27 protein-coding genes and 1 pseudogene are annotated in these 23,871 nt (G+C 57.8%); 14 read left to right on the forward strand and 14 right to left on the reverse strand.

Annotation, left to right across the window (positions count from 1 at the left end; translation table 11 throughout):
• The first annotated feature begins 77 nt into the window (after positions 1–77).
• From C7401_RS09725 to C7401_RS09755, 7 genes are all read left to right on the forward strand, one after another.
• Positions 78–479, forward strand: coding sequence for a response regulator (locus C7401_RS09725; RefSeq protein WP_165841890.1), 402 nt, complete (start codon positions 78–80; stop codon positions 477–479).
• A gap of 196 nt (positions 480–675) precedes the next feature.
• Positions 676–1,698, forward strand: coding sequence for a LysR family transcriptional regulator (locus C7401_RS09730; RefSeq protein ID WP_112171184.1), 1,023 nt, complete (start codon positions 676–678; stop codon positions 1,696–1,698).
• Positions 1,699–1,847: 149 nt separating this feature from the next.
• Positions 1,848–2,150: a DUF3331 domain-containing protein gene (locus C7401_RS46080; protein WP_373864432.1), complete on the forward strand. Its 303-nt coding sequence runs from the start codon at positions 1,848–1,850 to the stop codon at positions 2,148–2,150.
• A gap of 75 nt (positions 2,151–2,225) precedes the next feature.
• Positions 2,226–3,254, forward strand: a complete 1,029-nt coding sequence (locus C7401_RS09740; protein WP_112171186.1) for an alpha/beta hydrolase — start codon at positions 2,226–2,228, stop codon at positions 3,252–3,254.
• A 91-nt stretch (positions 3,255–3,345) separates the two neighbouring features.
• A complete protein-coding gene (locus C7401_RS09745; protein WP_112171187.1) occupies positions 3,346–3,882 on the forward strand; it encodes a carboxymuconolactone decarboxylase family protein in 537 nt (178 codons plus the stop codon).
• Between the two features lie 243 nt (positions 3,883–4,125).
• Positions 4,126–4,776, forward strand: coding sequence for a response regulator transcription factor (locus C7401_RS09750; protein WP_112171188.1), 651 nt, complete (start codon positions 4,126–4,128; stop codon positions 4,774–4,776).
• A 142-nt stretch (positions 4,777–4,918) separates the two neighbouring features.
• A complete protein-coding gene (locus tag C7401_RS09755) occupies positions 4,919–6,244 on the forward strand; it encodes an MFS transporter (protein WP_112171189.1) in 1,326 nt (441 codons plus the stop codon).
• Between the two features lie 83 nt (positions 6,245–6,327).
• On the opposite strand, the gene C7401_RS09760 is transcribed toward C7401_RS09755, so the two are convergent.
• The 7 genes from C7401_RS09760 to C7401_RS09790 form a co-directional block, all read right to left on the reverse strand.
• Positions 6,328–6,972, reverse strand: a complete 645-nt coding sequence (locus C7401_RS09760; RefSeq protein ID WP_112171190.1) for a response regulator transcription factor — start codon at positions 6,970–6,972, stop codon at positions 6,328–6,330.
• Positions 6,969–8,867: a PAS domain-containing sensor histidine kinase gene (locus C7401_RS09765; protein WP_112171191.1), complete on the reverse strand. Its 1,899-nt coding sequence runs from the start codon at positions 8,865–8,867 to the stop codon at positions 6,969–6,971. Before C7401_RS09765 ends, C7401_RS09760 begins: the two co-directional genes overlap by 4 nt.
• A 40-nt stretch (positions 8,868–8,907) precedes the next feature.
• Positions 8,908–9,282: a response regulator transcription factor gene (locus C7401_RS09770; protein ID WP_112171192.1), complete on the reverse strand. Its 375-nt coding sequence runs from the start codon at positions 9,280–9,282 to the stop codon at positions 8,908–8,910.
• Positions 9,283–9,383: 101 nt separating this feature from the next.
• The gene (locus C7401_RS09775; RefSeq protein WP_112171193.1) at positions 9,384–10,475 is read right to left on the reverse strand and encodes a LysR family transcriptional regulator; all 1,092 of its coding nucleotides are present in this window, start codon (positions 10,473–10,475) and stop codon (positions 9,384–9,386) included.
• Positions 10,476–10,749: 274 nt separating this feature from the next.
• Entirely contained in the window at positions 10,750–11,175 is a 426-nt protein-coding gene (locus C7401_RS09780) for a hypothetical protein (RefSeq protein ID WP_258396962.1), read from the reverse strand.
• 303 nt (positions 11,176–11,478) lie between these two features.
• A complete protein-coding gene (locus tag C7401_RS09785) occupies positions 11,479–12,054 on the reverse strand; it encodes an HAD domain-containing protein (protein WP_165841891.1) in 576 nt (191 codons plus the stop codon).
• Positions 12,054–12,350 carry a hypothetical protein gene (locus tag C7401_RS09790; RefSeq protein WP_244314851.1) on the reverse strand — a complete coding sequence of 99 codons (297 nt, stop codon included), beginning with the start codon at positions 12,348–12,350 and terminating at the stop codon, positions 12,054–12,056. Before C7401_RS09790 ends, C7401_RS09785 begins: the two co-directional genes overlap by 1 nt.
• A 241-nt stretch (positions 12,351–12,591) precedes the next feature.
• On the opposite strand from C7401_RS09790, the gene C7401_RS09795 reads away from it, so the two are divergent.
• From C7401_RS09795 to C7401_RS09810, 5 genes are all read left to right on the forward strand, one after another.
• The gene (locus C7401_RS09795; protein ID WP_112171195.1) at positions 12,592–12,837 is read left to right on the forward strand and encodes a helix-turn-helix domain-containing protein; all 246 of its coding nucleotides are present in this window, start codon (positions 12,592–12,594) and stop codon (positions 12,835–12,837) included.
• A gap of 277 nt (positions 12,838–13,114) precedes the next feature.
• Positions 13,115–13,327 carry a hypothetical protein gene (locus C7401_RS44315; RefSeq protein WP_133254491.1) on the forward strand — a complete coding sequence of 71 codons (213 nt, stop codon included), beginning with the start codon at positions 13,115–13,117 and terminating at the stop codon, positions 13,325–13,327.
• 51 nt (positions 13,328–13,378) lie between these two features.
• Positions 13,379–13,603, forward strand: a complete 225-nt coding sequence (locus C7401_RS09800) for a hypothetical protein (protein WP_146757897.1) — start codon at positions 13,379–13,381, stop codon at positions 13,601–13,603.
• Between the two features lie 5 nt (positions 13,604–13,608).
• Positions 13,609–14,001 (forward strand): hypothetical protein, encoded by a 393-nt coding sequence (locus C7401_RS09805; protein ID WP_112171197.1) that lies wholly within the window; start codon positions 13,609–13,611, stop codon positions 13,999–14,001.
• A 656-nt stretch (positions 14,002–14,657) separates the two neighbouring features.
• Complete coding sequence (locus tag C7401_RS09810) at positions 14,658–15,230, forward strand: hypothetical protein (RefSeq protein WP_112171198.1); 573 nt, start codon at positions 14,658–14,660, stop codon at positions 15,228–15,230.
• Positions 15,231–15,419: 189 nt separating this feature from the next.
• Here the strand turns inward: C7401_RS09810 and C7401_RS09815 are convergent, their stop codons facing one another.
• The 4 genes from C7401_RS09815 to C7401_RS09830 all read right to left on the reverse strand — a co-directional run bounded on the left by C7401_RS09815 (position 15,420) and on the right by C7401_RS09830 (position 18,395).
• A complete protein-coding gene (locus C7401_RS09815; RefSeq protein WP_112171199.1) occupies positions 15,420–15,932 on the reverse strand; it encodes a hypothetical protein in 513 nt (170 codons plus the stop codon).
• A gap of 6 nt (positions 15,933–15,938) precedes the next feature.
• Complete coding sequence (locus tag C7401_RS09820; RefSeq protein WP_165841893.1) at positions 15,939–16,490, reverse strand: hypothetical protein; 552 nt, start codon at positions 16,488–16,490, stop codon at positions 15,939–15,941.
• Positions 16,491–16,630: 140 nt separating this feature from the next.
• Positions 16,631–17,767, reverse strand: coding sequence for a nucleotidyltransferase family protein (locus C7401_RS09825; RefSeq protein ID WP_112171200.1), 1,137 nt, complete (start codon positions 17,765–17,767; stop codon positions 16,631–16,633).
• A 1-nt stretch (position 17,768) separates the two neighbouring features.
• Positions 17,769–18,395, reverse strand: a complete 627-nt coding sequence (locus C7401_RS09830) for a Cap15 family cyclic dinucleotide receptor domain-containing protein (RefSeq protein WP_112171201.1) — start codon at positions 18,393–18,395, stop codon at positions 17,769–17,771.
• 46 nt (positions 18,396–18,441) lie between these two features.
• Here C7401_RS09830 and C7401_RS44320 point away from each other — a divergent pair, with 46 nt between their 5' ends.
• Together C7401_RS44320 and C7401_RS09835 are read left to right on the forward strand one after the other, a co-directional pair.
• Positions 18,442–18,858: a hypothetical protein gene (locus C7401_RS44320; protein ID WP_146757898.1), complete on the forward strand. Its 417-nt coding sequence runs from the start codon at positions 18,442–18,444 to the stop codon at positions 18,856–18,858.
• Between the two features lie 168 nt (positions 18,859–19,026).
• Complete coding sequence (locus C7401_RS09835) at positions 19,027–19,629, forward strand: Cap15 family cyclic dinucleotide receptor domain-containing protein (protein WP_146757899.1); 603 nt, start codon at positions 19,027–19,029, stop codon at positions 19,627–19,629.
• Positions 19,630–19,927: 298 nt separating this feature from the next.
• Here C7401_RS09835 and C7401_RS09840 read toward each other — a convergent pair.
• The 3 genes and pseudogenes from C7401_RS09840 to imuA all read right to left on the reverse strand — a co-directional run.
• Positions 19,928–21,250 (reverse strand): annotated as a pseudogene (locus C7401_RS09840) (PHP domain-containing protein); the annotation flags it as partial.
• Positions 21,251–21,294: 44 nt separating this feature from the next.
• On the reverse strand, positions 21,295–22,932 hold the full coding sequence (locus C7401_RS09845) for a Y-family DNA polymerase (protein ID WP_112171204.1): 1,638 nt from the start codon (positions 22,930–22,932) through the stop codon (positions 21,295–21,297).
• A complete protein-coding gene (imuA, locus tag C7401_RS09850) occupies positions 22,832–23,686 on the reverse strand; it encodes a translesion DNA synthesis-associated protein ImuA (RefSeq protein ID WP_112171205.1) in 855 nt (284 codons plus the stop codon). The genes C7401_RS09845 and imuA overlap by 101 nt, the downstream gene beginning before the upstream one ends.
• Positions 23,687–23,871 lie beyond the last annotated feature (185 nt).

Below are 23,871 nucleotides of genomic sequence, written 5' to 3' on the forward strand. Positions count from 1 at the left end.
ACAGCTCTCACTATACCTTAGGATGGTGCCTTCCCGCTCGGCCACAAGTTAGGCTGCGCTATATGAAGCCACGCCTAATGAAACCCTCGATTCTGAGGCGGGCGTTTGCGAGAAAAATCGTGCCTCCAAAAAACGTTTGCGTGATTGATGACGAGACCTCAATCCGGCTGTCGACCGCGGCGCTAGTACGCTCGCTTGGTCACGATGCGCACGCCTTTGACTCCGCCGAAACCTTCCTGGCCTCTGAGATCCAGCATCGCGCCGACTGCATCGTATGCGACGTGCAGATGCGCGGAATGTCCGGCACCGCCCTACTCACACTGTTACGCATGGCAGGGGCACGCACGCCCTTCATTTTCGTATCTGGCAACCTAACAGCGCATGAACGTTTGATTGCAGCCCGATACTCCGTGGCGCTCCTCGAAAAGCCGATAGATCCCGATGACCTCGTCGCCCTTGTTGTCGATATATTGAGATAGGTTCACAAAACCATATCATATCTCCAATATCACATCTCATTTTCAATTTTCACATCAAGGTGAACCCAACCTTTGACGGTCGATATATTTATACGAAGGTATAGGCTGACATTGCCATCGGTTCGATGGAATTCAAAAACTCTGCCAAATAGAATGAACGAACCAAATTCAGGTTGATCTTCGGCGGAGTGAGAAAATGGATCGTTTCCTACACGCGATGTCGGTCTTTGTGCACGTCGCCCGCTTGGGTAGCTTCACTTCTGCCGCGGAAGCGCTCGGTGTCGCCACCGGGTCTGTAAGCACAGTGGTCCGTCAGCTCGAATCGTATCTCGACGTCGCTTTGCTGCACCGCTCAACTCGTGCGATGCGCGTTACGGCCGAGGGCGCACACTACTACGAACATTGCGTAAGGGTCCTCGCTGAGATTGACGACATGACCCTAGCACTAAGAAGCACCCGCCATATCGCGCAAGGGCGTCTCTGCGTCGACATTGATCAAGAGGTAGCTTGCGTGCTGCTCCCCGAAATATCCAAATTCAGCGCAGCCTATCCCGATGTTGAATTAAAGATCGCCGTTGGAGGGGAGCCCGATGGATTGATTAGCAACGGAGTCGACTGTGCAATCGTCGTGGGCAACCTTTCTGACTCATCGTTCAAATGTCGCCACGTGGGCGTCGTGCGGACACTGACCGTTGCCAGCCCTGCTTACCTCGCACGACGCGCTATCCCAAACAGCCCAGAGGCGCTTGGAGATCACGATGTCGTGCATTACTCGCCTCGCCGTTTTGGCAATCCCAGACCTCTCCGGTTTGCGGGAGATAGAAGCGATGTGACGGTCAAGGCGTCTGAACGACTCTGCCTGAATGATGCCGTGGCCGTCCTGCAATGCGTGCTTGGCGGCGCGGGACTCGCGCAGATCTCCGAGCCGATTGCGCTACCGCACCTGCGCTCGGGGCGACTAGAAGAAGTGCTCGTCCATCATCGTCCAATGGCATCGCCGATTTCCTGTGTCTATGCAAATCAGCGACATGTTTCGATGGCGCTACACGCGTTCATGGACTGGACCGCCGCTAGCCTCAAATCTCACACGCATCGGCGCAATACTGCGTCGCCCGAGTTTAGCCTTAACAAACCTCAACGGCCGACGTGTCACATAACATCAGCAGATCAGCCGGCCAGCCTATCGTCTTTCGCGGCAGCAACTGAAATTGCAGCCTGACATAACACCGCGAAGTTGTCGCCTCTTTTTAGGAGCACACGGTGCTGGAAACACACGAACACATTGTCCAGCGGGCACTAGTGAGCCTGCTGTTGCCGTCAGCCATCACAGTATCCAACGATGCCTATGAGCGTGAACTCAGGATACATGTGCGTCGGCGCGGGGTTTCGTCACGACTAGTCGACGTCGGGCCAACCCAGACGCCGCCGTGCCGTGTAACTGTACTCGATAGACCCTCTTCTCACGCACTGACGGTGCTTTGGAGTGACGCATGCTCCGGGCATTACGGCGAGCAAACATGGCGGCTTGTTTTCGCAAAGCGGGATGCTCTCTGTGCTTTGACAGGCACCGAAATTTTAAAGGGCGACGAGGTGTTTCGCCCTCGGGTGAAACGGAACTCTTTGCCTGCGAACTGGGATCGAATGATACTCGCTAGCAAAATCAGTTTTTAGGGGAGGTCAATTTATCCTCTTATCAACAATCCATAACATCGATTTTAAAACTTTAGTAAAACGAACGAAAAATACATGAATCGAATCATTTCTGCTTTATCATTTGCTCTGGCACTCGCCGGCTCAATCTCCGTCACCGCGGCATGGGCCGATCCAGCCCTGGAACAGGGAACTCGCGAATTTGTCGATACGTTGACGGCCAAGGGCGGTCCGCCGATTTATACGTTGTCGCCAAGTGATGCGCGTACCGTTCTACTGGGCGCGCAAAGCGCCCCCGTTTCCAAGCTCCCGGCCCATATTGAAGATCGCATCTTTCCTGTAGGACCTACCGGTGACGTGAAGGTCCGCATCATCAAGCCGGCGAAGAAATCCGCTGGTACGTTGCCCGTTGTGATGTACTTTCATGGTGGCGGCTGGGTGTTGGGTGATGCAGCAACGCATGACAGGCTGGTGCGCGAAATCGCTAACGGCTCGGACGCGGCAGTGGTCTTCGTCGACTATGAGCGCTCGCCAGAAGCTCGCTACCCCACCGCCATTGAGCAAGCGTACGCGGCAACTGCTTACGTTGCGCAACACGGAAAAGAGCTGGACGTCGATCCTCAGCGCATGGCACTCGCGGGCGACAGCGTCGGCGGCAACATGGTGGCAGCAGTGAGCATTCTTGCCAAGCAACGCCATGGCCCGAAGTTCCGGTTCCAGGTTTTGTTCTACCCGGTCACCGATGCGAACTTCGAGGACGGGTCGTACCAGGAGTTTTCCCACGGTCCCTGGCTCACCAAGAACGCGATGAAGTGGTTCTGGGACGCATATCTGCCCGATGCGTCCAAGCGCAACGAAATCACGGCGTCTCCGCTGCAGGCAACGATTGCAGATCTTCAGGGTCTGCCGCCCGCACTCGTGATTACTGACGAAAACGACGTCCTGAGAGATGAAGGCGAGGCCTACGCGCACAAGCTCATGCAGGCCGGCGTGGACGTTACTGCGGTGCGTTACCTCGGCAGCATTCACGACTTCGTGATGCTCAACGCGCTGTCAAATACACCAGCCGCGCGCGCAGCGATTGGCCAAGCCAACGCGATGCTGCGCCGAGAACTTCACAAGTAGCGCGAGCGTCACTGCGGCGACGTCAACGTCGCCGCCGCTCGCTCCTCAGCTGGCCATCCTGGCCAGCATCCAACACCAAGGAGAGATTTTCATGACACGATTGACAACGCTTAAGCCTGGCGAGGCTACCGGTGAAGCCGCGACGATATTCAGCCAGATCAAGGCCGCGCTCGGAAAGGTCCCCAACGCATACGCCACCATCGGCACGCACAGCCCGCAAGGACTTTCGGCGATGCTGAACGTCGACGCTGTGATTTCAGCTAGCTCACTTGAGGCTGCGGACGTGGAAGCGATCCGCCTTGCCGTGAGTGCCCTGTCCGGATGCGACTATTGCCTTGCAGCACATACGATGCTTGGCAAAATGGCTGGCCTCACGCCCGATCTCATGAAGAGAATCCGCGCTGGCCAGGCGGTAGAAGACGCTCGTCGCGACGCGCTGCTTGTATTCGTACGGACGGTAGTCACGAGTCGCAATACCGTCCCTGCGAACGTTCTGGAAGCCCTACGTGTAGCCGGCTACAGCGAACGCCAGGTCATAGAGATTATCCTGGTCATTACTTCGATCACCTTTACCAACCTGGTAAACCGCGTCAACGACACAGCGATCGATTTCCCGAAGATCGATTGATCTAAGTGCCATCGCACTATCGTGCCACTCATGGTCTCTCTGCGTATCCCGTCCGAAAACATGACGCTTTTCGTCGTGCAATTGTGCCTGGATTACAGTCCGGCTACATGTTGATTCGTGTACCATCAACTGGCCGTCGAGCTGGCACGTTTCAATCGCTTTCTCAGGACCACACCGTGCTTGCGTAATGTCTCTCGCCCGCGTTCCGCGATCTTCAAAGAATGCGTCTGTGGAGTTTGTGCAATGTCATCCGGTCCAGGAAGGTTGGAATTCGTCTCTACCGTTTATATCGTTGACGATGAAGAAGGTATTCGACGCTCGCTTTCACATCTTCTTCCCTCTGTCGGCCTAAACGTGCAGTCATTTGCGAGCACTGCGGAGTTCCGGTCGGCTCCATTGGCCGATGCTCCCTGTTGTCTATTGCTGGACATCCGGCTACGCGGAGAGAGCGGCCTGGCATTTCAACAACAAGTCACCGATCGACAGGATATTCCTATTATTTTCATTACCGGCTTTGCCGATGTTGATATCTGCAAACGGGCAATGAAAGGCGGTGCGTTCGATTTTCTGGTGAAGCCATTCTCTGACCAGGATGTCATCGATGCTGTCAATGGCGCACTCGTCATCGATCAGAGACGGCGTGAGCGGATGCAGACTCAAACCGTGCTCACACGCGCGTATGAGCAATTGACCCGCCGTGAGCGGGAGGTACTCGCATACGTTGTAAGTGGAGCACTGAACAAGCAAATTGCGGCATGGCTGGGCGTCAGCGTAATTACAGTGAAGTTGCACCGCGCAGCTGTCATGAAAAAAATGAATGCGTCTTCCCTCGCCGATCTCGTGAGAAAAACTGGGGCCCTTGACATCCAGTTGCCCGTCATGCCAGAGAGTTGATCGCCAGGTAGTCAGCAGCGCGGTCGGTATGATTGAGACGTTTCCAGGCACGTCGACAACAATAAAATTATCACAAAAACTGTTTCAACATATTTGCACAAACGGGAACACTTTTCTTTGTTTCAATGATCGGGGAAACGCTTTGGATTTGAACGCTACGAGATCAACCGCCTCCATAGAGACGGTGAGAATGGAGGACGGGATTCGGGAAGAGCGTATCTCCAAGCATCTTGCACTTCGGATCCTCCCCATCTTCATGTTTGCGTATGTGGCAGCGTACGTCGATCGCATCAACGTGAGCTTCGCGAAGCTCCAGATGAGCCTCGATCTGGGTTTCACAGATGCTGTGTTCGGCTTCGGGGCGGGCACCTTTGCGCTGGGCTATGTGGTGTTTGAAGTTCCCAGCAACATGATCCTACAACGGGTTGGCGCCAAGCGGTGGCTGACGCGCATTATCCTGTCGTGGGCAATCGTTTCCGTCTTAACCACATTCATTCAGACACCGAAGCAATTCTATGTCATGCGGTACCTGCTGGGCGTAGCAGAGGCCGGCCTAGTCCCCGGAATTGTTTACTATATTTCACAGTCGTTTCCCCGATTTCATCGCGCGAGAACGCTATCCGCCTTTTACGCCGCGCTACCTCTAGCGGGGTTAATCGGCTCCCCGTTAAGCGGGTTCATCATGGAGTATCTGGACGGTGTGGCTGCACTGCCTGGCTGGAAGTGGATGCTCGTCGCCGAAGCGCTGCCGGCATTCGGTGCCGCGTGGCTTTGCTGGACATATCTGGAGGATGACGTAACGGCAAGTCGCCACCAGACGGACGCAGACAGGGCATATCTGGCCAAAACGCTTGCCGAGGATCGCGCGATTGCGGCCACCACGAATCACAATGAGATGTTCGCAAGCTGGGTCTTCTGGACCTTCGGGCTGATCTATTTTCTTGATGTGTTTGGGATCTACGGCTACACACTCTGGGCACCGACCATCATCAAATCTCTTGGTGTGCATGGCGATTTCATGATTGGCCTTATCGCCGCACTGCCAAATGCGGTAGCGGTCGTCGTGATGGTTGCGGTGGGACGCAATGCAGATCGCCGTCGGGAAAGACGACTGCATACGGCTGCTCTGCTCCTGATCGCCGCCGCTGGCCTCGCACTGTCACTGGTTTGGCGCGACAACCTCTGGCTGACAGTTATGGCACTGTGCATCGCGAATGCGGGGCTGCTTTCCATGCCCCCGGTCTTCTGGGGAATGCCGACCGCCGTCCTTGGACCGAGTACGGCTGCGAGTGGGATTGCATGGATTAGTGCCATCGGAAACATTGGAGGTTTTTTCGGTCCATACGTCGTCGGGATTCTCAAGCAATCGTCAGGCGGCTTTGCGCTTCCTGTCTCGTGCATGATCGCCTGCCTGCTCTCCGGCCTCTGCCTCACGTTGCTGTTGCCGAAGCACCTCGTCAATCGGTAACGAAACAAGCTGCGTCCGCAACGGTCAGGTGCCGCAATCATGGCACCAGCTCCCTGCTATGACTCCACAACGAAGGTGCCCGACTATTCCTCCCGGGGATGTAGCCCAAGGGCATTCGCACTAAGCACGAGTTCAGGAAGAGAGCGCGCTTCCATTTTTCGCATGGCTTGACCACGATGAATCTTTACCGTGATCTCGCTTAATCCCATCTCGGCTGCGATCTGCTTGTTCAATAGTCCACAGACCACGTATTTCATGACCTCTTGTTCACGGGGCGTGAGCGTTTGGTAGCGACGTAGAATATCTGCCGTTCTGCTATGAGATTTACGCATTGCCTCGTTTCTCAACAATGCGCTTTGTATGGCGTCCAGCATGTCCTGGTCACGGAATGGCTTCGCGAGGAAATCAAAAGCGCCGTTTTTCATCGCCTTTACTGACATCGCTATATCGCCGTGAGCCGTTATGAAAATGATTGGCAGCTCGACGTCAGCAGCGATTATCTGCTCCTGTAGGGCAAGCCCGCTTTGCCCTTTGAGTCGAACATCAAGAATCAGGCAGCTCGGCACATCAGGGCGTTCGAAGTCCAAAAACTCTTGCGTTGACGCAAAGAGTTCTACCCTCTGACCGACAGATCGGAACAGCATTGCAAGTGCGGCCCGAATGGAATCGTCGTCGTCAACCACATAAACGATCGTGCTCCCTGCACTGTAATCTGTACGCTGGATCATTTGTCCGCCTCCTCTTGCAGGGGTAGTACGAACTGCATCAAAGCACCTCGTCCTTCATGTGATAGGGCCCAGATTCGACCTCTATGAGTCTCAACAATCGAGCGACAAATCGAAAGCCCCATTCCCATCCCTTCTTTCTTTGTCGTAAAGAACGGCGCAAACAACGACGCGGCATGTTCGTCAGGAATTCCATGGCCCGAGTCCTCAATACTTACCTGAGCCATGCAATCATCCAGCAACTGTGTTGACACGACCAGCCGTCGCTCGCTGCTGGCCACATTGGACATCGCCTGAATCGCGTTCATCAGGAGATTGATAATGACCTGCTGCAGCTGCACGCGATCTCCGCGGACAGGCAACGCTGTCGCGTACGATTGAGACACCTCGATGCTGTGGCTCTGAAGTTCACGACGTACAAGACCGACGGATTGTTCAACCACTGCGTTGAGATCAAGTACGACGGCGTCCGGGTCGCGCCGTTTTGCCATGCTCCTGATCTGTCGAATAATTTCCGTCGCGCGCCTCGCGTCGTGAGTCATCTGCTCTATGCCATAGCGCACCTCTTCGAGATCGGGCACCTCGCGATTCAGCCATCGCAGGCCTGCTTCGCCTGCGGTAACGATTGCGGCCAGCGGCTGCGTAACCTCATGGGCGATGGACGCAGCCAACTCCCCAAGCATTGTGATGCGTGTAACGTGGGCTAGTTCGGCTCTAGATTTCTCCAAGGCGAGTTCGGCGCGACGACGCTCTTCGATATCCGTGTTTACGCCGTACCATCTCAGAATCCGCCCAGCGGCATCTCGCAGCGGCGCCGCGCCAATAATCATGTAGCGATACTCACCGCTAATGAGCTGCACCCTCGCGCTGACCTCGAAACTCGCACCAGTCGCCAGCGCATTTCGCCACTCGATCTCGAAGGCGTCGAAATCTTCCGGATGCAAAATGTCGCGCCATGCAGTCCCGCCATCACCGACGTCCACGCCACAGTCGGTCCATCGCTGATTGCGATAAAAAAGCCGGCCGGCATCGGACGCACTCCAGACCATTGCAGGAATCGCATCGACTATCGAAGCGAGCTCTTCCTTCTGATGCCTCAATTCACTATCAAGAGACTTTGCCTGAGTAATGTCGCTGTCCGTTGAGAGTATCGCAACAGGTTGCCCCCATTTGTCACGCGATACGTTCCAGCGGCTCGATACCACGACGGAGCGTCCATCTCTCGCTCTCCTGGTTAGCTCACCTTTCCAGCCACTACTTTCCAGAGCGCCCTTCATGAGTTCCGCAATTGGAAGCGCAGCGTCGGTCTGTGTCAGCTCATGGATATCCTTTCCCAACACTTCCGTTTCATGCCACCCATACAGGCGCTGCGCACCTTGACTCCAGAATGCAATGCGACCGTCAAGGTCACAGGCGACGATCGCATCATGAGTGAGGTTCAAAAGATCAATCTGCTTTTGCAACGTACCCTTGCTGCTTTGATTGCGCAGCGCGAGAGCTGACACTGTGATGATCGCAAGCACACTGACCACACACCGCGCGAGCGATGCTGGCGAGGTTTGGTCGCTTTGCGCCAGCAGAAACCCAAGTACCGTGAGCGAGACGCATGTCCAAGCCGCAGCGACCGTCAACAACTGTGAAGCCACCGATGCAACCAACAATACAACGACCACATACAGGACGGCGACCGCGACATTAACGGGCGTCATCACGTCGGTCGCAAACACCAAGACTCCTAGCACGATTGCGATGGAATGAATCAACCGCTGCCGTTTCATCACCGCTCGCTCAGTTTCGCTCACGGACTTGACGCGACCATCATCGGCACAGTTGGACTGCGTTTTATTAGCATCGGCTTGCAGTGTGCGCTGACGGCTCCGCTGACGATCATCATCCATAGGCTAACCTGGTAATAGGGCGAATTGGTTCATCAATTCATCAGTGGTCGTCCAAAACGAGTTCGTCCAAACGCTGTTGAATCTTGGCTGGGTCTATCGGCTTGCTGAACACGCAGATCGCGCCGAGTTTTTGGGCCTGTCTAAACGTCGCCTCGGATGGAAACGCCGTTATGAAGATGATGGGTGGGGCGGGACCGCGCTGGAGTAGGATTTCATACATCTCCAGCCCCGTAATGCCCCCCATTTGCACATCTGAAACAATGCAAGCAACGTCCACGACCATGTTGGCGTTCAGAAATGCCTCTCCGGATTCGTAGACCCGCACCTCCCACCCCAACGATCTGAGCAAGCTTCTCATTGCGTTACGCAATGATCGGTCATCGTCGACAATCGAAACAACACCTGAGTTAGGCATACAACACGGTCCTTGACCAATAGTCCATTGGGTATCAAACATGAGCGCGTGCAAGGTCGAGGCCCGAGCGCGATCCTATGCCCCCGACGTGCGTGCGAAAACTATACTTGTGTATAGGCACACCTATGCTGCGAGTCAGGTTTGGGCAATGCGCCAGGCTCAAGAATTCGCGACGAACGTGCTGACGCGCTCCCGTGCTCTCGACGGAACTCGTAGTGGGACAAGGTGCCCTTTTGCGCCCCAGTACGGCTGCCCATACCCGATGCGTCCACTACGGACGCGACACGCGCGTCAGCTTCCGGTCGCTGTTGAAGCTTTCCCTGGATCCAGTCAATGAACGCGCGAATCGACATCGGGACTTGTCGCCTGTCGGCATACAGCACTGAAATGGGCAACGGCGATGGGGCATAGTCATCGAGAATGCTTACAAGTCGGCCCGCCGCGAGATCCTCTGCGACCATCCTCTCGCAAACTTGCGCGATTCCGAAGCCCTCCACGGCATACCTCACAGCTGAGCGCGCATCCGCAACCGATATCTTCTCGGACAACCGGATTCTGGTTTCAGCGCCGTCTAGCGAGTATCGAAACTCGCGGGCAGGGCCGAAGCGACGAGGGCTGTAGTGGATAACCTCGAGGTGCTGAAGATCCTCAGGTTGGGCCGGAAACGGGACCGTAGCCAGGTATGCTGGACTCGCGACCGTTATGGCACGAAACTCCCCCACTCGCCGGCTACGCAGCGACGAATCGGAAAGATTCCCGACCACTACTGCACAATCGACTCCATTCGCAATCAAACCCTCTGCTTCACCGCCAACATCCACCCGCAGCCCGACCTCTGGATAGGCCGATCGGAATGTGGGCATGAGAGGCAGGATACTGTCGGCAACTTCCTGATCAACGTCAACCGCTAGCCGCCCCCGTGCGACCTTTCCGGCTCCGTTGAGGTGCTGCGCCATCTCTTCGATCTCGCCCAGAATTCGCTCACAGTGTTCCTGATACTCACCGCCTTCGGTCGTCGTGCGTACGCAACGCGTCGAGCGCTGGAGCAGGGTCACGCCGAGATGCCCTTCCAGCTGCCGTATGAGCGTACTGGCGGACGCCGCACTGATCCCGAGAGTTTCTGCTGCGGCTGTAAAGCTACCTGTACGTGCGACGTGGCTAAACACCGACATAGCGTGCAAAGTGCGATCCATAGCGTGCTCCGAAATCATGGCGTGAAGAGATGTCGGAAACAGTCTAATAAAGTCACGCGACCCGCAATATCAGATACTCGGAAACACGCCCTATACGATAGTGCTATCTGACGCTGCGCAGTCATTGGCCAATCGCTTCGAAGTTGGCAATGTCGCCGCTTCGTACGGTGCAAATTCCGTGAAAACGCGACGGGTACGCGTTGGCACGAGCATCATGCAGCGCGTGGTGCTCGCCACCGTGTTGGGCGTAATAAGCTGCAAGCCGCGCGGGGTTTCACCGGCTGGCGATGTTTTCAGCACGCCCGCCATTCGGCAATGGACCTCCGAGCAGAAACCGGCACAGGTTCAGATCCGTCTCATAGTCATAGCACAGCACCGGGCCGGAAAGCTCCGGAGCGCCACCGATCCACTCGCGTAGCGCTTCACGCAGAAGCACGAGCGGCATCGCGCGCGTCTCGAACCGGCCCAGTTGCGGAAGAGCGGTTGCGCGCGCGAAGTCACTGCGCAATGCCCAGTCGAAATCAGCGCGCTCGCCGTAAAACTCATAGCCGTTCTCTCCCACGATCGCGAGACCGATCAGTTCGCATCGGGAGAAGTCGGTGAACTCCATGTCGATGAAATAGCGATTACTCCATCCGCTATGCTCGCGCTCATCAGGTAGCGGCCAGCTGCGCGCGCCATGAAAGTTGGTATCTGTCATCGTTCTTTCTTCCTTGCCGCGACGGAATGAGTTTCTGAACGAGCGCTTGCGCGGCTCATCGCCCGCGCATCAAGGTTCTTCGAAGGATGCGCCGTAATCATCCGGCGGCCCGTCGGGTTTCGCGCCGCGCGCACGGTCGGGTGTTCCGGAAACGGGATTGCGCGCGGCAACAGCGAAGCATTGCAGCTGAGCCCGCAATGGCGCTTAGGTTTCTCAGAACGCGTGTCTGGGATCGGCACTTTGACGTGCTCTGTCGAGAGCGGCAAGGCTTTTCAAACCCCTCCCGCGACGATAAAACGTTCGTTACGAATGGTCCGCTTCAGGCCGATGCATCCAAGCCAGGCGAGCCTCCAGTTCTGCAAGTACCGCCGGCGCGCTGATACCTAATATTGGATGGGTGTGGATGAGTTGAGATCGACACACCGTCGGCCAACTGACCTCATCGTCGTCGAGCGCAATCCATGCTGCTGGCTGGCGTCGGCACACGTCGCCCCAGACCTGCATGCCGCGCGGCACGGACCTGAACCACGCCGGATTCATCGCGCGGTGGAAGGTCGCGCCCACCACGCGCATACGTAGTGCCAGCGGCAAGCGTCCGGCCACTTTGCGCACACTACGAAACACTCGCACCCAACTGGTGGATAGCACGATACGCAACTCAGGGTACGGCTCAAGGCACCGGGAGAGAAGTTCCGTATGCTCGAAGAGCGTGTGTCCCGGAGGGCTCGCAACATACGGCCCAGTGCCCGGGCGGCGCCACACATCTTCCGGATGCAGAACCCCGTCAAAATCGAGATAGAGCACGACGCCGCCCCGCACACGCGGCCGGATGTCAAGCTCATCAACCGCGCCAGCCCCGACACAAGGATGCGAGTCCATCAGGATTCTGCAGGCTCTTTCGCGCGCCAGACTCGCCTGCCGCGCGCCGGGCGTGAAGCGATTCCATACGGGACGGAGAACTTGCGCCCTGCTGTCGTCGTGAACTGCGTCACCGAGAACAGCTTGTTATCCCGCTCACTGAATTCCGTGGCCCCGATGCGGATCTCGCTGAGCGGCTCAAGACTCCACTGGTCAACTGGTCGAGAAAGCCGCGTATTAACCACTGCTGCCCCACGTACAGCAGTGTCGCCATCTACGAACTGGTCCAGCGAGCCGGCACCGGATGTCAAATCCATCCAGATTACGCTCGGCATCCTTCGCTCGCCAACCTGCGACACGCGAAGGACCAGCAACTCACCCGGAGTGCACTGCTCCGCTACTGCATAAACGTCGGCCCCGTACACCGCAGATTGGATCGGAAGGACATTCTCAGGTTCAACCACAAACATACGTAAAAATCCCAAAAAGCCACTCTGCGCTTACAAATGAGTCGTAAATGCCGTGGCCAAGACGGCATCATATCGCGACCATCGTAGGATGCAAAGGGTATCGGTCAAACTGGACGACGCAGGACATCTCACCGCAATAGGCGCGACGGTTCGCGCTCACCGACAGGAGTTTGGTGTTTCCCAGGAAGCACTTGCGCACCTGACTGGAATTGACCGCAGCCACATGGGGCGCATTGAGCGCGGTCAGCGCAACCTATCCGTTCTTAATCTGATTCGGATCGCCGACGCACTCGGCATTTCCCCGTCGACGCTTCTCAAGAACGCGGGCTTATAAAGAGCCGCGGCGGCCTCCACGCCAGCGAACAAACAACTGTGTCAGCTCACACGCTGATGCGCCGCGAACCGCGTGATCACGTGGCCACGCTTCAAACAGCGCCCTTGCCCGATCCGTTCGCCGTACCGTTTCATGCCGGACGCACGGTTGCAGCGATGAGCAAAGAAAACTCAAGCACGCTCATTCGCGAATATGCTCAAATTAACGCTTAATCCAAAACTGTTAGGGCGTCGTGCTGTGTCGGCGACTCAAACAAACATGCTAGAGGGCCATCCAAGTGACCACTGAATTTCAGGAATACGTTTCGGTATCCCAAAAGCTGAAGAGCTTTGGAGTTACTCCTCCGAACGGCCTAGCAATACCGCCGGACAACCTTGCCGCGGCGACATCTATCGATGAGCTTCGACAACAAGTTGAAGCCGACACGGTACGAACTCTGCTGAAAGCGAACGAAATCGCCTATGGCGAGATCTTCGACGAAGACCATTAGCCTCCGTATTTGCAACGGTATAGCTTTGAATGGTTCGGCCCGAGCCTGTTTGTGACGGCCGGCCTGCTCTCGACGGATCCCAATCTCTTATCCGTCACTTTGGGAATCATCACAAACTACCTGTATGACGTCTTCAAAGGTGCCAAGCATGGAAAAGCCACGCTGGACGTGATCTTTCAGAAGAAGGATGGCTCCTGCAAGAAAATCCACTATAGCGGACCGCCTGAAGGATTAGGCAATATCGCGGAAATTGTGAAGCATCTCGAGGGGGAGTAACGATCATGACGGGCACCGAGCAGCCAGCGAAGATGAGCTTGGATCAAGTCGTCAAATACTTCAACGCCGGTATCGAGGAGGCCGAAGTCCTTCGCTCCCCCCCGCGCTCGAGCAAGCTCCAATTGGAACAGTGTCTTGCCTTGGATTTGCTGATGTACAACGCGACGCAGGTCAAGCGCGATGCAATTCGCCGGGATAGCGAGAACCACGCGAACCTCTTCTTGGGGTTTGAGTGTGCCATTGGTGCAGTTCGGTCGGAGTTGCAGATGTGGCTTCTGCTGAAGCGCGATATGCCGAATGAGGCGTGGAATCGGCTCGTTGCGGCGCAGATTGCATGCCTAGACGCGACCCGCGCACACACCGGCTTTCGCACTGCGAGCAACGCCTTAAAGACCTAGAGACGCTGGAAACTACGATATTTCCCCCGCAGTCGTTCTTGAGCGCAGGTTTCGTGTCAAATCGATTGGACTGTTCGATCTGCGAAGAGCGCTACTCGAAATGTGAACATCTACGAGGCAAACCTTATATGGGCCCGTTCTGTGAAGTCATTCATCGGAACCCGAGGGCAGACCACGTCGCTCTGGTCAAAGCGCCTGCGGACAAGCGTTGTCGGGTTGTGTCTTTCAAGACAGGTGTTCAACGAGGATGACGCACTTGAAGTGAAGTCTATCCTCCTTACTCTCGACCGTTATCCATACATGGAGCGAACGGCTGAGGTCCTTAGCCCACAGCTGCAGTCAGCAATATCCGGAGCGCCATCCGCCGCGTGAAGGGCTAAGGATGCCTGAGCGAGCGAGGAATGATTTTTCGTCCGAAACTGACCAAAGAGCACGCAGGCATGGCAAATTCGTCGCAACACGAAGTGGACTGCAATAGCGAGCGAAATTCCTCCACTTGCTAAAATCTCCCGAAAATGCCGCGGCGATTTGCTCAGCGCATCGAGCAATGCAATCGATCAAGGTAGCGATAGCAAGTATCGCGAGTCGCGCGCAGCCCCGATGCCGACATTAGCCAGGCGATTTACCGGCTGAAAAACATAAAGAGGAAGCAGACCATGCAACAGCAGGTACGAAGCCTGACGTTGGGGAACGTCGAGCAGATAACAAACGAATTCGTCAATTCGATTTCAGAGATCGGCGAATCCATCCACGGGCTTCGTGGCATAGCACTCTTCACTGCGCTAAAGAGAACAGCGTTGGGACACGGGCCTTACCCCCACGTCACGCTTTTCGAGGCAGCCAACCGGATCATGTCTGACCTTGTGATACTTCGTGGCGTTGCTGGTCTACTTCGTGCCGGAATGTTTGGCATCGACACATATCTTGTCGAGTTTGGTAACGAGAACAAGAACGGCTTTGATATACGGGGCGAGAGTGCACTCGGTCACACGATCATCGGTGAGGCATTCAACGTGGCTCCGTCGTATTTCACCGGGAAGAGGTGGAGTTCGGTTGAAAAGCTGAAGAACGCAGACGCCACGCACCGGCTTCTTCTTGTCAACGACGATGCGGTATCCCCAACGTATGAGCCGATGCCTAAGACGGGACTCCACTACGTGTTCGTAAATATTGAAACGGGAGCAATAAGAGTTCTCTCGTCTAAAGACGAAGCCACTCCGACATGTTGAACGCAATCCGGTGTCGGCTTTATACAACGTCCGAAGGAGAAGGAGCCGTCGCATCGTGCAACGGACGAGTTTTATTAGCCCGATATCAACCTTCACGACCCGGTTTCAGCGATGACACTCATCAGCCCGAACGACTTTCAGAAAACTCACCTCTGCAAGGTGTTGTGCACGACAACCCAACTGCCACGTCTACTCGGCGTGCACAATCGAAACTTCTCGCTGGTTGCTCAAAAGAAATCCACACTGAGCGTATTCGATAAACTCGAGTTTTAGCCCGCTTGAGGTACCAGGATACAGCCTTAGCTCCCACGTGTCCCGTCTGTATTCCGAGATAGGCACATCAAAGAGAATGTTGGCCCGTCGATCCTTGTGAGAAGAACGGTCATCCGACAGATCGACGTTGACGATTCTCCCTTTCCACGTGAAACCGAGCAAAACTCCGTCTGCGATTGCCTGGGCACCGGCACCTTGCGGCGTGTGATGAAAGTGCGCGGCACTAACCACATCAATGCCGAACATCGTCTTCGAGAGATATATGGCTTGCGCGGAACTCAGGTCCGTAACGTGAAAGATTGGGACCACGCCTTGCGTTTTCGCGTCGAGTTCAAAGGCGGCTCGCTTGTAAGGAGTCGCGTTTTTCTCCAGCCACGTGGTAGTCAAAGGGTCAGCTGGACACAGCATGTCACGAAGGAAATTGAACATGCAGAATTACCACTCGATCAGTAAGCCGGTTTTACGAAGAAAGTCGTCGCCTACAAGCATCGGCTTGTAGGCCATGCCCGTTAGCTCATCCGCCGGGCGGATAATCGTGAGGCCAAGCATCTCAGGCCGCTTCTGGGCAATGCCCATTGTCGTGGCGAGCGAGACATCGATGATTTCCATGCTCGGGAGGGTGAGCCAAGCGTGAAGGTTCACGGTGCCGCCATTGTGCCCAATCCGTAACATTTTGGTGATAAACGCATCGTCGAATTTGAACATGCCGTGCGCCGTGCCATCATCAATCCAGCCAAGGGTGTACATCACCGGGCAATCAAGCCAGTCTTGAACGACGGAGCGCATGCGATAGTGAATTGACATGCACTGCGACATTAAATCTTCAATACCCAGCTCTCCCAGTCCGTCTCGCATAACGTAAGGGAAGCGTGCCAGTCGATTTGCGTCAAACCAGCGACGCGTGGTCTCCAGTTCGAATTGGGGTGCGAGCAGCCCAAACTCTTTGGACCGCGTAACTGCTGCTGCAAATTCGTGTGCGTAGCTCAAAAACCGCTCCATTCGCTCGGGACGTAATTTTCATATCGGTCGTTTGCAACGGAACTTTAGAGTTATCAGCAATTAGGAATCCGACTGCCGCTTTTAGTGAACAAACGGAATCCTTAACAGCCGCAATCAGAGGGCAAACCTCACGCGGCAGGTAGACTTACTGTCCTCAGTGTTTCGAGAATGTCACGCCATGTTGGTTGATAGATCTTAAGCAACAAATTCTGCTCTTTCGCGACCTGCGTCGCGAGGTCATCCATCTCTATCGATAGCTGATTCAGCCCATTGAGCTTCGCCGCACTATCAAAAATTCGTCTGGATCCATCGGGAACCGACAGCGTTTTTGCAAACTCGTGATTTCTAGCTAGATAGTCAAGGTGGCGTTGTGTCTCTGCCAAGATGGCGAGCTCGTGAAAATAGCCGCTGGCAAGCCCACCAATCTCTGCATGCCACATCGTTGCCGCGATATCGAAACTGGGCAGCCCATTGACCAGATTACTATCACTATCGGCCTTTACGTGCTTGCAAAGACGAATCGATTTTTTCAGACCTGCCAGCGTCATGGCATCTCGCTGATTCAACTCATCGATATGCTTGAACGGCATGTTCAGGATGGTCTGCTGCTTCTTGCGGTCAAGTATGTAGACCCCACGATCTCGCTCAGAGAACGATTCCTGGTACGCCGCGGTGTTATGCCAGTGAGATGGAACAACGTCGACCGGCCGTCTCAGCGATCCGCCAGAAATCTTGATCGCCTTCGCGCCGCTGACGTCCACGGTTGCCGCAGGAAACTTGTTCTTCAAAATCGCTTCGGAACGAGTGCGCAAAGTATTTAGCGCTGACAACGGCGTGAAGCTGATCGGGCTGTTGTAGTGTCCTGCTCTGCTCTGACGGCCAGCCGCGTCGTACGTGAAAAAGCCAGCGTCCAAGACAAGAAGATCGACGTCACTCACGCCGCGGATATGGATGTTAGCGGCAACAGAACCCTGGATACGAAAATCAACAACGATGTCTTCGTTATTTAACCCGCTCGTGAGCTGTTTTGCGATTCGATCCGCTTCTTCGAGACTTATCCTTGTGTAATTTGCATCGACTTCTTGCATTGAGCCGAGGGTGTACTCCGTGTAGGGCTGCTCTTTTGCCCTGTTCTTATAACCCTCCTGCACAAGGCTCTTCGCCAACACCTCCAATTGGCTATCTTGCGCCACAGCTGTAAGACGATCGATCCCGCTACGCCGGGAATCCAGCCGAGCAATTCGATCCTTGATGGTCCGCGCCATATTAGCTTCCCCTCGTGAGGGTCATGGTTCCGTAGGTGAAGCGGCCGTGACCATTGAAATATTCGCCGGCAGCTGAGCTCAAATCGTGAGTGAATAGGAGCTCAGCAAACCCTCTATGTGCGGAAAGTTGCCCTTCCCCGATGTTCGGTTCGTTTTTGTAGTTATACATAAGCCGAAAGCCATCGGCTTCGTCATACACAATTGCAGCAGTCACGCTGTTCGACACCGACTGGAAAGTTTTAAGCCTGATTCGAACGCGATCCCAACTCTGCACGATGACCACGTCTGCGCTCCATCGAGTGCCGGGCGTGCCGTCTGCTTGAATAGACTGCCCGACACACTGCCATTTCCCGCTAAGATCGGGAACGCGCAGGAGTCGGGCAAGATAGGGAAGCTTCCAGACCTTACGGTCGAAAAGCCAGTAAAGCGCTCCGTATACGACTCCGGCAGTGACCGGCCAGAGAACCACTGATGGGACGTCTTTCAGAATACCCAACGAGTGGGCAAGTTTGACCAGCGCGAGGAAGGCAGTGACAACAACTGACGAGATAGCGGCAGCTAGCCCCCCGATGGTGTGACCGATCTTCGCACGGTTCAGGCCGCCGACAATTGAATACTCGTGTTCCATCTTGCGTCCCCGGTTTCACGCCACTTAGGCGCCCTGAGCCTGATTTATGCAGATGGCATCGATACTTGCGATGCCCGCTTTAAGTCGCGCATTTTTATACGCTTTAAAAGAAACCTTGACGAAAATTCCTGGCTATCTGGATCGAGACATCGAACCGTACTCCTCCGCCTCACAAAATACGGGTGACTTTCCCGCTTCGAAACTTAAACAGCTCCAACTTGGTCGCCAAATAGACTCGGTCAACGCCTTGCACGCAACTCATCGCCATGCAGCTGTTAAAGGCCGAGCCGCGATTTACGACTTGAGGAATAGGCTGTGCACGTGGGTGAAGCCGATACGACCACCCAGATATCCGATAAGTGTCGGCCGTATCGCGGCGACAGACGAGGATAGCGCCATCATGCACCGCCGCGTTAAGATTGATCGCTCGCTCGCGCAGGCTGACGAAATCATCAGTCAGTAGCATACCGACGGATGGGCTTGGATCGCGTAGCATCGCGCTGCACCCATCGGGAAGCCCCACACCAGTACACAGGCAGACGATCACAGGCGCTTGCGGATCGGCGCGACCGCGCAACTCCACAAAAATTCGATCTATTCTATCTAATATCAATTAAATAATCCTCGCACCATGCTCCATCTTCTTCCACTTCGGTCCGTTATGCGACTTGTGTTTGTGCTGGTCGCACTTGCCGTTTTTTTGTTGACCGGAGCCGGCTTCTTCGCAAATCAAGATCTCGTTCACACGGCGACTCTGTTTGCCCGGTGGTCAGCAGGCGGGGCAACGGCAATAGTGCTTCTCGGCTACGCCGCGTGGCGATGGATCCCGCAGATTCAAAATTGGATCTTTCCATATCTTGGCGGTGACTGGGAAGGAACGCTGACCTATGACAGCCCGGGAGGCAAAGCAACGATCCCGATTCAGCTCCTTGTGAAGCACACCCTGGTTGGACTTCGACTACTACTTGAGAGCGCCGAGTCTACGTCCGAGACGTTGGTTGTCCATGCCGAGAGAAACGCTGATTTTGCGCGCTACCGGCTGTATTACGTCTATATGAATCAGCGGAAGGAAGGCGTCGCGGGGAGCGGAGCTCGCTACAGGGGAGTCTCCGTGCTGCGACTCGACGCCGAGAAAATGCGACTCGACGGCGACTATTTCACGGAAACCCACCGTCACGGCACACTTTCGTTAACCTACATTCGCCCCACTGCCTGGTGGAAGATCTGGCGCTGAAGGGTCCTTTCCGCTTAGGCATTACGGAAGCAGTAACGGTGCAAACGCGGCCTTGCCATTCGGCCGCGCACACTGCGCGCCCGGCCCGATCTGAATTTTCCTTCGGGCCGTGCTCTCGTCCCCAACCGATTGCTCGACGCGCTATCCGGCCCGCAGGCGGCCAGATTCCACGGGACGATTGCCCCCGTTGATTGTCCTGATTCTCCTAATTCTATCGGTATATATACCGCCGCGTATCGCCCGAAGCCGCCCGTCGACTGGACATCGCTGACAAATCGGGATGTTTAAGGGTGTGATAAACATCGATGTCGGGCGGCTCGTTGCGCGCGCGGGACAAGAAGCGCGCGACGAGCATGTTCATCTGCACCGGATCGATTTCCGTGATCATCAGGCAGTAGCAGACCACCGAGTTCGCCGCCGAGCCGCGCCCCTGGCACAGAATCTTCTGGCCGCGCGCGTAGCGGACGATGTCGTGCACGGTCAGGAAGTACTTCTCGTACTTCAGCTCCTCGATGAGCGCGAGCTCCTGTTCGATTTGCCCCCGGCGCTTGTCGTTCAGGCCGTCGGGCCAGCGCTCGTCCGCGCCCTGCATCACGAGCTTGCGCAACCACGTCTGAGGCGTCTCGCCAGGCGGCACCAGCTCCTCGGGATATTCATAAGCCAGCTCGCCGAGCGAGAACGTGCAGCGGCGCGCGACGTCGAGCGTCGCGTCGAGCGCCTCGCGCGGATAAATCGTGCCAAGCCGCACGCGCGAGCGCAAATGACGCTCGGCGTTCGGCTCCAGCGCGCGACCGCACACGGCGAGCGGCTTGCCGATGCGGATCGCGCTCAGCGTGTCCTGCAAGGGCTTGCGCGAGCGCGCGTGCATCAGCACGCCGCCCGCCGCCACGAGCGGCAGGCCGCTTTCCTGCGAAACATGGCGCAGCACTTCGATCTGCGTGTCGTCGCCGCCCGTTTGCCAGAGTTCGAGCGCGAGCCACGCGCGCTCCGCCGCGAAACCCGCGAGCCAGTGCGCGGCGCGCAAGGTCTGCGCGAGCGTGGCCGTGCGTTGCGGCACGAGCAGCAGCGCGCAATCGCGCAAATGTTTCAGATGCGCGAAATCCGGCGCGGGATCGGTGAAATCGGCGGGATGCAAGCGATAGCTGCCCTTCGTCGCACGCGAGCGCGCCAGCGTGATCAACTCGCACAGATTGCCGTAGCCTTCGCGGTTCATCGCGAGCGCGACGAGCGTGCAGAACGGCGCGCCCTGCGCATCGACGAGATTGAGTTCGCTGCCGATCAGCAAATGCAGCGACGGCTCGAACGCGCCCAAGGCCGCAGCAGCCGCCTCGCCGCCGTGCCCGCGGGCCTCGCGCACGGCTTCGTCGTGCGCCTTTTTGCGCGCCTCGTCGTACTCGTTGAGCGCGCTCCAGGCCCGCACGACGCCCGCAAACGAGCATTCGTCGGTGATCGCGAGCGCGCGGTAGCCGTGACGGATCGCCTGCTCCACCAGCTCGCCCGGGCGCGACGCGCCGTGCAGGAAGGTGAAGTTGGTGAGGCAGTGCAGCTCCGCATAGTCAGGAAGCTGCGTGCCCGAATAAGGTTGCGCGGGCAACGATGCGCCCGTCCCGCTGTTCGACATGATTCCTGAAACCGGTAAACGACAAACGAGCCGAAAAACGAGCGCTAGCCGAAAAGCCCTTGCAGATACCACTGTCCGCCAATGCGCTCGCGATACAGCCAGAACATGCGGCCCTGGTCGTCGGCGGCGACATAGTAGTCGCGCCCGACGCCCTCGCCGTCCCACCAGCCCGATTCGATGCGCTCGGTGCGCGTGATCGTCTTGAGCGGCCGTCGATAAACGGGCCGGTCACCGCGCATCGCCAGCTTGAGCGGCTTTTCGAGCAGCCACGCGGGGCGCGGCTGCGTGGGCAGCGGCACCTCCGGCAGATCGAAGACGCTCTGCACGGGTGCGTCCGCTCCGGACGCTTCCTGCGGTCTGGCTGCCTTGCGCGGCTTGCGCGCACGCTTCGCGCCGCTCTCGCGATAAGGCCGCGCCGACATCGCCAGCTCCGGCCGGTGATCGTCCTCGGTGAAGAGTTGCAGCACGTTCTGCTCGCCGAGCCGCGCGCCAATGCGCTCGAAGAGTTGCCCGAGCGACGCCTCGGCGGCCTCGGCCATCGGAAAGAGCGTGTCGGTGGGCGCCGCATATTCGCTCACCTGCGAGGCGACGAGCGCAAGACCGATCACGGGTGCGGCGAGCTCGGTCTGGTTCAGGCGCTCGCGCAGCAGCCACAGCAGATGCTCGGCGTCGCGCGAAGGCGCCGCCCAGGCGATCGTGAGGCTCGACGTGCGCGGCGCGTGGCGCGAGGCCAGCTCGTGCTCCAGACGCAGCTCGAAGCCGCTCAGCGCCGCGTGCTGGGCCGCGAGCCAGCCGGCCAGTTGCATCACGAGCCGGCGCGCGGCGAAGAGCAGCGCCTCGGCGCTCTCCACGCGCGCCTGCAATTCGAGCGATGCGTGAAACGACGGGGGCGCTGCGAACCAGACGCGCGGATCGGGCGCCTCGCCGCGCGCCTGTGCGAGCCAGCCGAGCACGCCGTCGCCGAAACGCCGCACGATGCCGTCACGCGGCAGCCGCCGCAAGTCGCCGAGCGTCGCGCAGCCGATCTGCGTGAGCGCGTGGTCGTGCTGCGCGGCGAACGGCGCGAGCGTGACCGGCAGCGCGTCGAGCACGCGTTCGAGCGTCGTTTCCTTGAGCACATGCCAGCGGTGCGAGGCCCGCGTGGCGCGCGCCTGCGCGAGCGTCCACGCGCCCCACGCGGTGGGTGCGCAGGCGATGCGCGCGACGTGTCCGCAACCGGCCACCGTCGTCGCGACCCTGGCGAGCAGCGCGCGCACGCCGCCGAAAAGACGCAAGCCCGAGCCGACTTCGAGCAGCAGCGTATGCGACTGCGCGAGCGAAACCTTGGGCGTATAGGCGAGCAGCGCGAGGGCAAGCGACTCGAACGCACGGGTCTCGTGCGCCGCGTCGGGTTCGAGCAGCACGAGCCCCGGCGCGAGGGCGAGCGCATGCGAGCGCGTGCTGCCGGGCTCGACGCCCGAGCGCAGCGCGTCGAGATCGGCGATCAGGATGCGCGTGTGGTCGGCGAGCGCGTAGCAGCGCGGCGCGGCGCGGCCATCGACATCGCCCGCATCAACCTCAGCATTGGCCTCTGCATCGGCCTCAAACGGAGCCGATGGGAACGACGTTGATGCCGCCGGCGGCATCAGCGGTCTGACGGCCTCCAGCGGCAACAGCGGCAAGGTGACGGCGATCCACAGCATGATTGACCCCGGGCCACGGCATGGCGAGCGAAGCTGCATCCGGCTGGGGCAGCACCGCGTCCTGCAACGGCAATGTAATGACAAGTGGTTGAGCGGGCGGCGGCCCGCGGCGCTTGAAGATATCGACGGAGAGCGCGGCGAGCTGCATCCATTGCCGCCGGTTCAGCGTCGCGTCGGCGGGCGGCGGCACCGGCGAGCAGGTCATGCGCAGCGGCGCCGGCGACGACTGGTTGCGAGCGGCGAGCGGCCGCACGAGAAACGCGAGCGCCTGCGAATCCTGGGCGGCAACCTGCAAGCGGCGCAACGCGTCGGCGCGCGCCTTCGCCTGCCAGAGCAGCACGGCGCCGATGCCCTCCTGCTTGAGCGCCTGCTCGGCCACCCAGGCGGCTTCGTCCTCGGCCGCGCGCACCCAGATCACACGTTCGAGCGCGAGCCCCCACGCCTTGAGCGCGCAGGCGTACGGACGCCACGGCGGCGCGACGAGCAGCACGTGCCGCCCGGCTTGCGCGGTGAGCGCGCGCAGCGCCGGCGCGACAAGCCGCATCTCGCCCACGCCGCCCTGCTCCACGAGCAGCTCGGTCAGGCTGCCCGCGGGCCAGCCGGCGCCGGGAAGCTGGGCGTCGAGCGGCGCGTGGCCGCTCGGCACCGCGCGCTCGCTGGCGTGGGCAAGCTGGTCGCCCTGCCACACGCGGCTTTGCAGCCGGGGGGGCAAGTGCGCGGCGAGCTGCGCAGTGATCTGGAGGGCTGCTGCCATGTCGTGGCCTGGTTGATGGGAACGCTCCGCCCTGCCCGGCAAGCAAATGGGGCATCGGCAGGAAGGAGGTCGATTCGCCTCCACCTGTATATTTATACAGTATTTTATGGGATTAGAGGAAGGCGGGAAATGGGGGAAGGGTCATTTTGCGATCCATTGCAGATCACGCAGACGGGCGAGTCGCG

The sequence above is a fragment of the Paraburkholderia unamae genome (assembly GCF_003268775.1).
Lineage (GTDB): Bacteria > Pseudomonadota > Gammaproteobacteria > Burkholderiales > Burkholderiaceae > Paraburkholderia > Paraburkholderia unamae.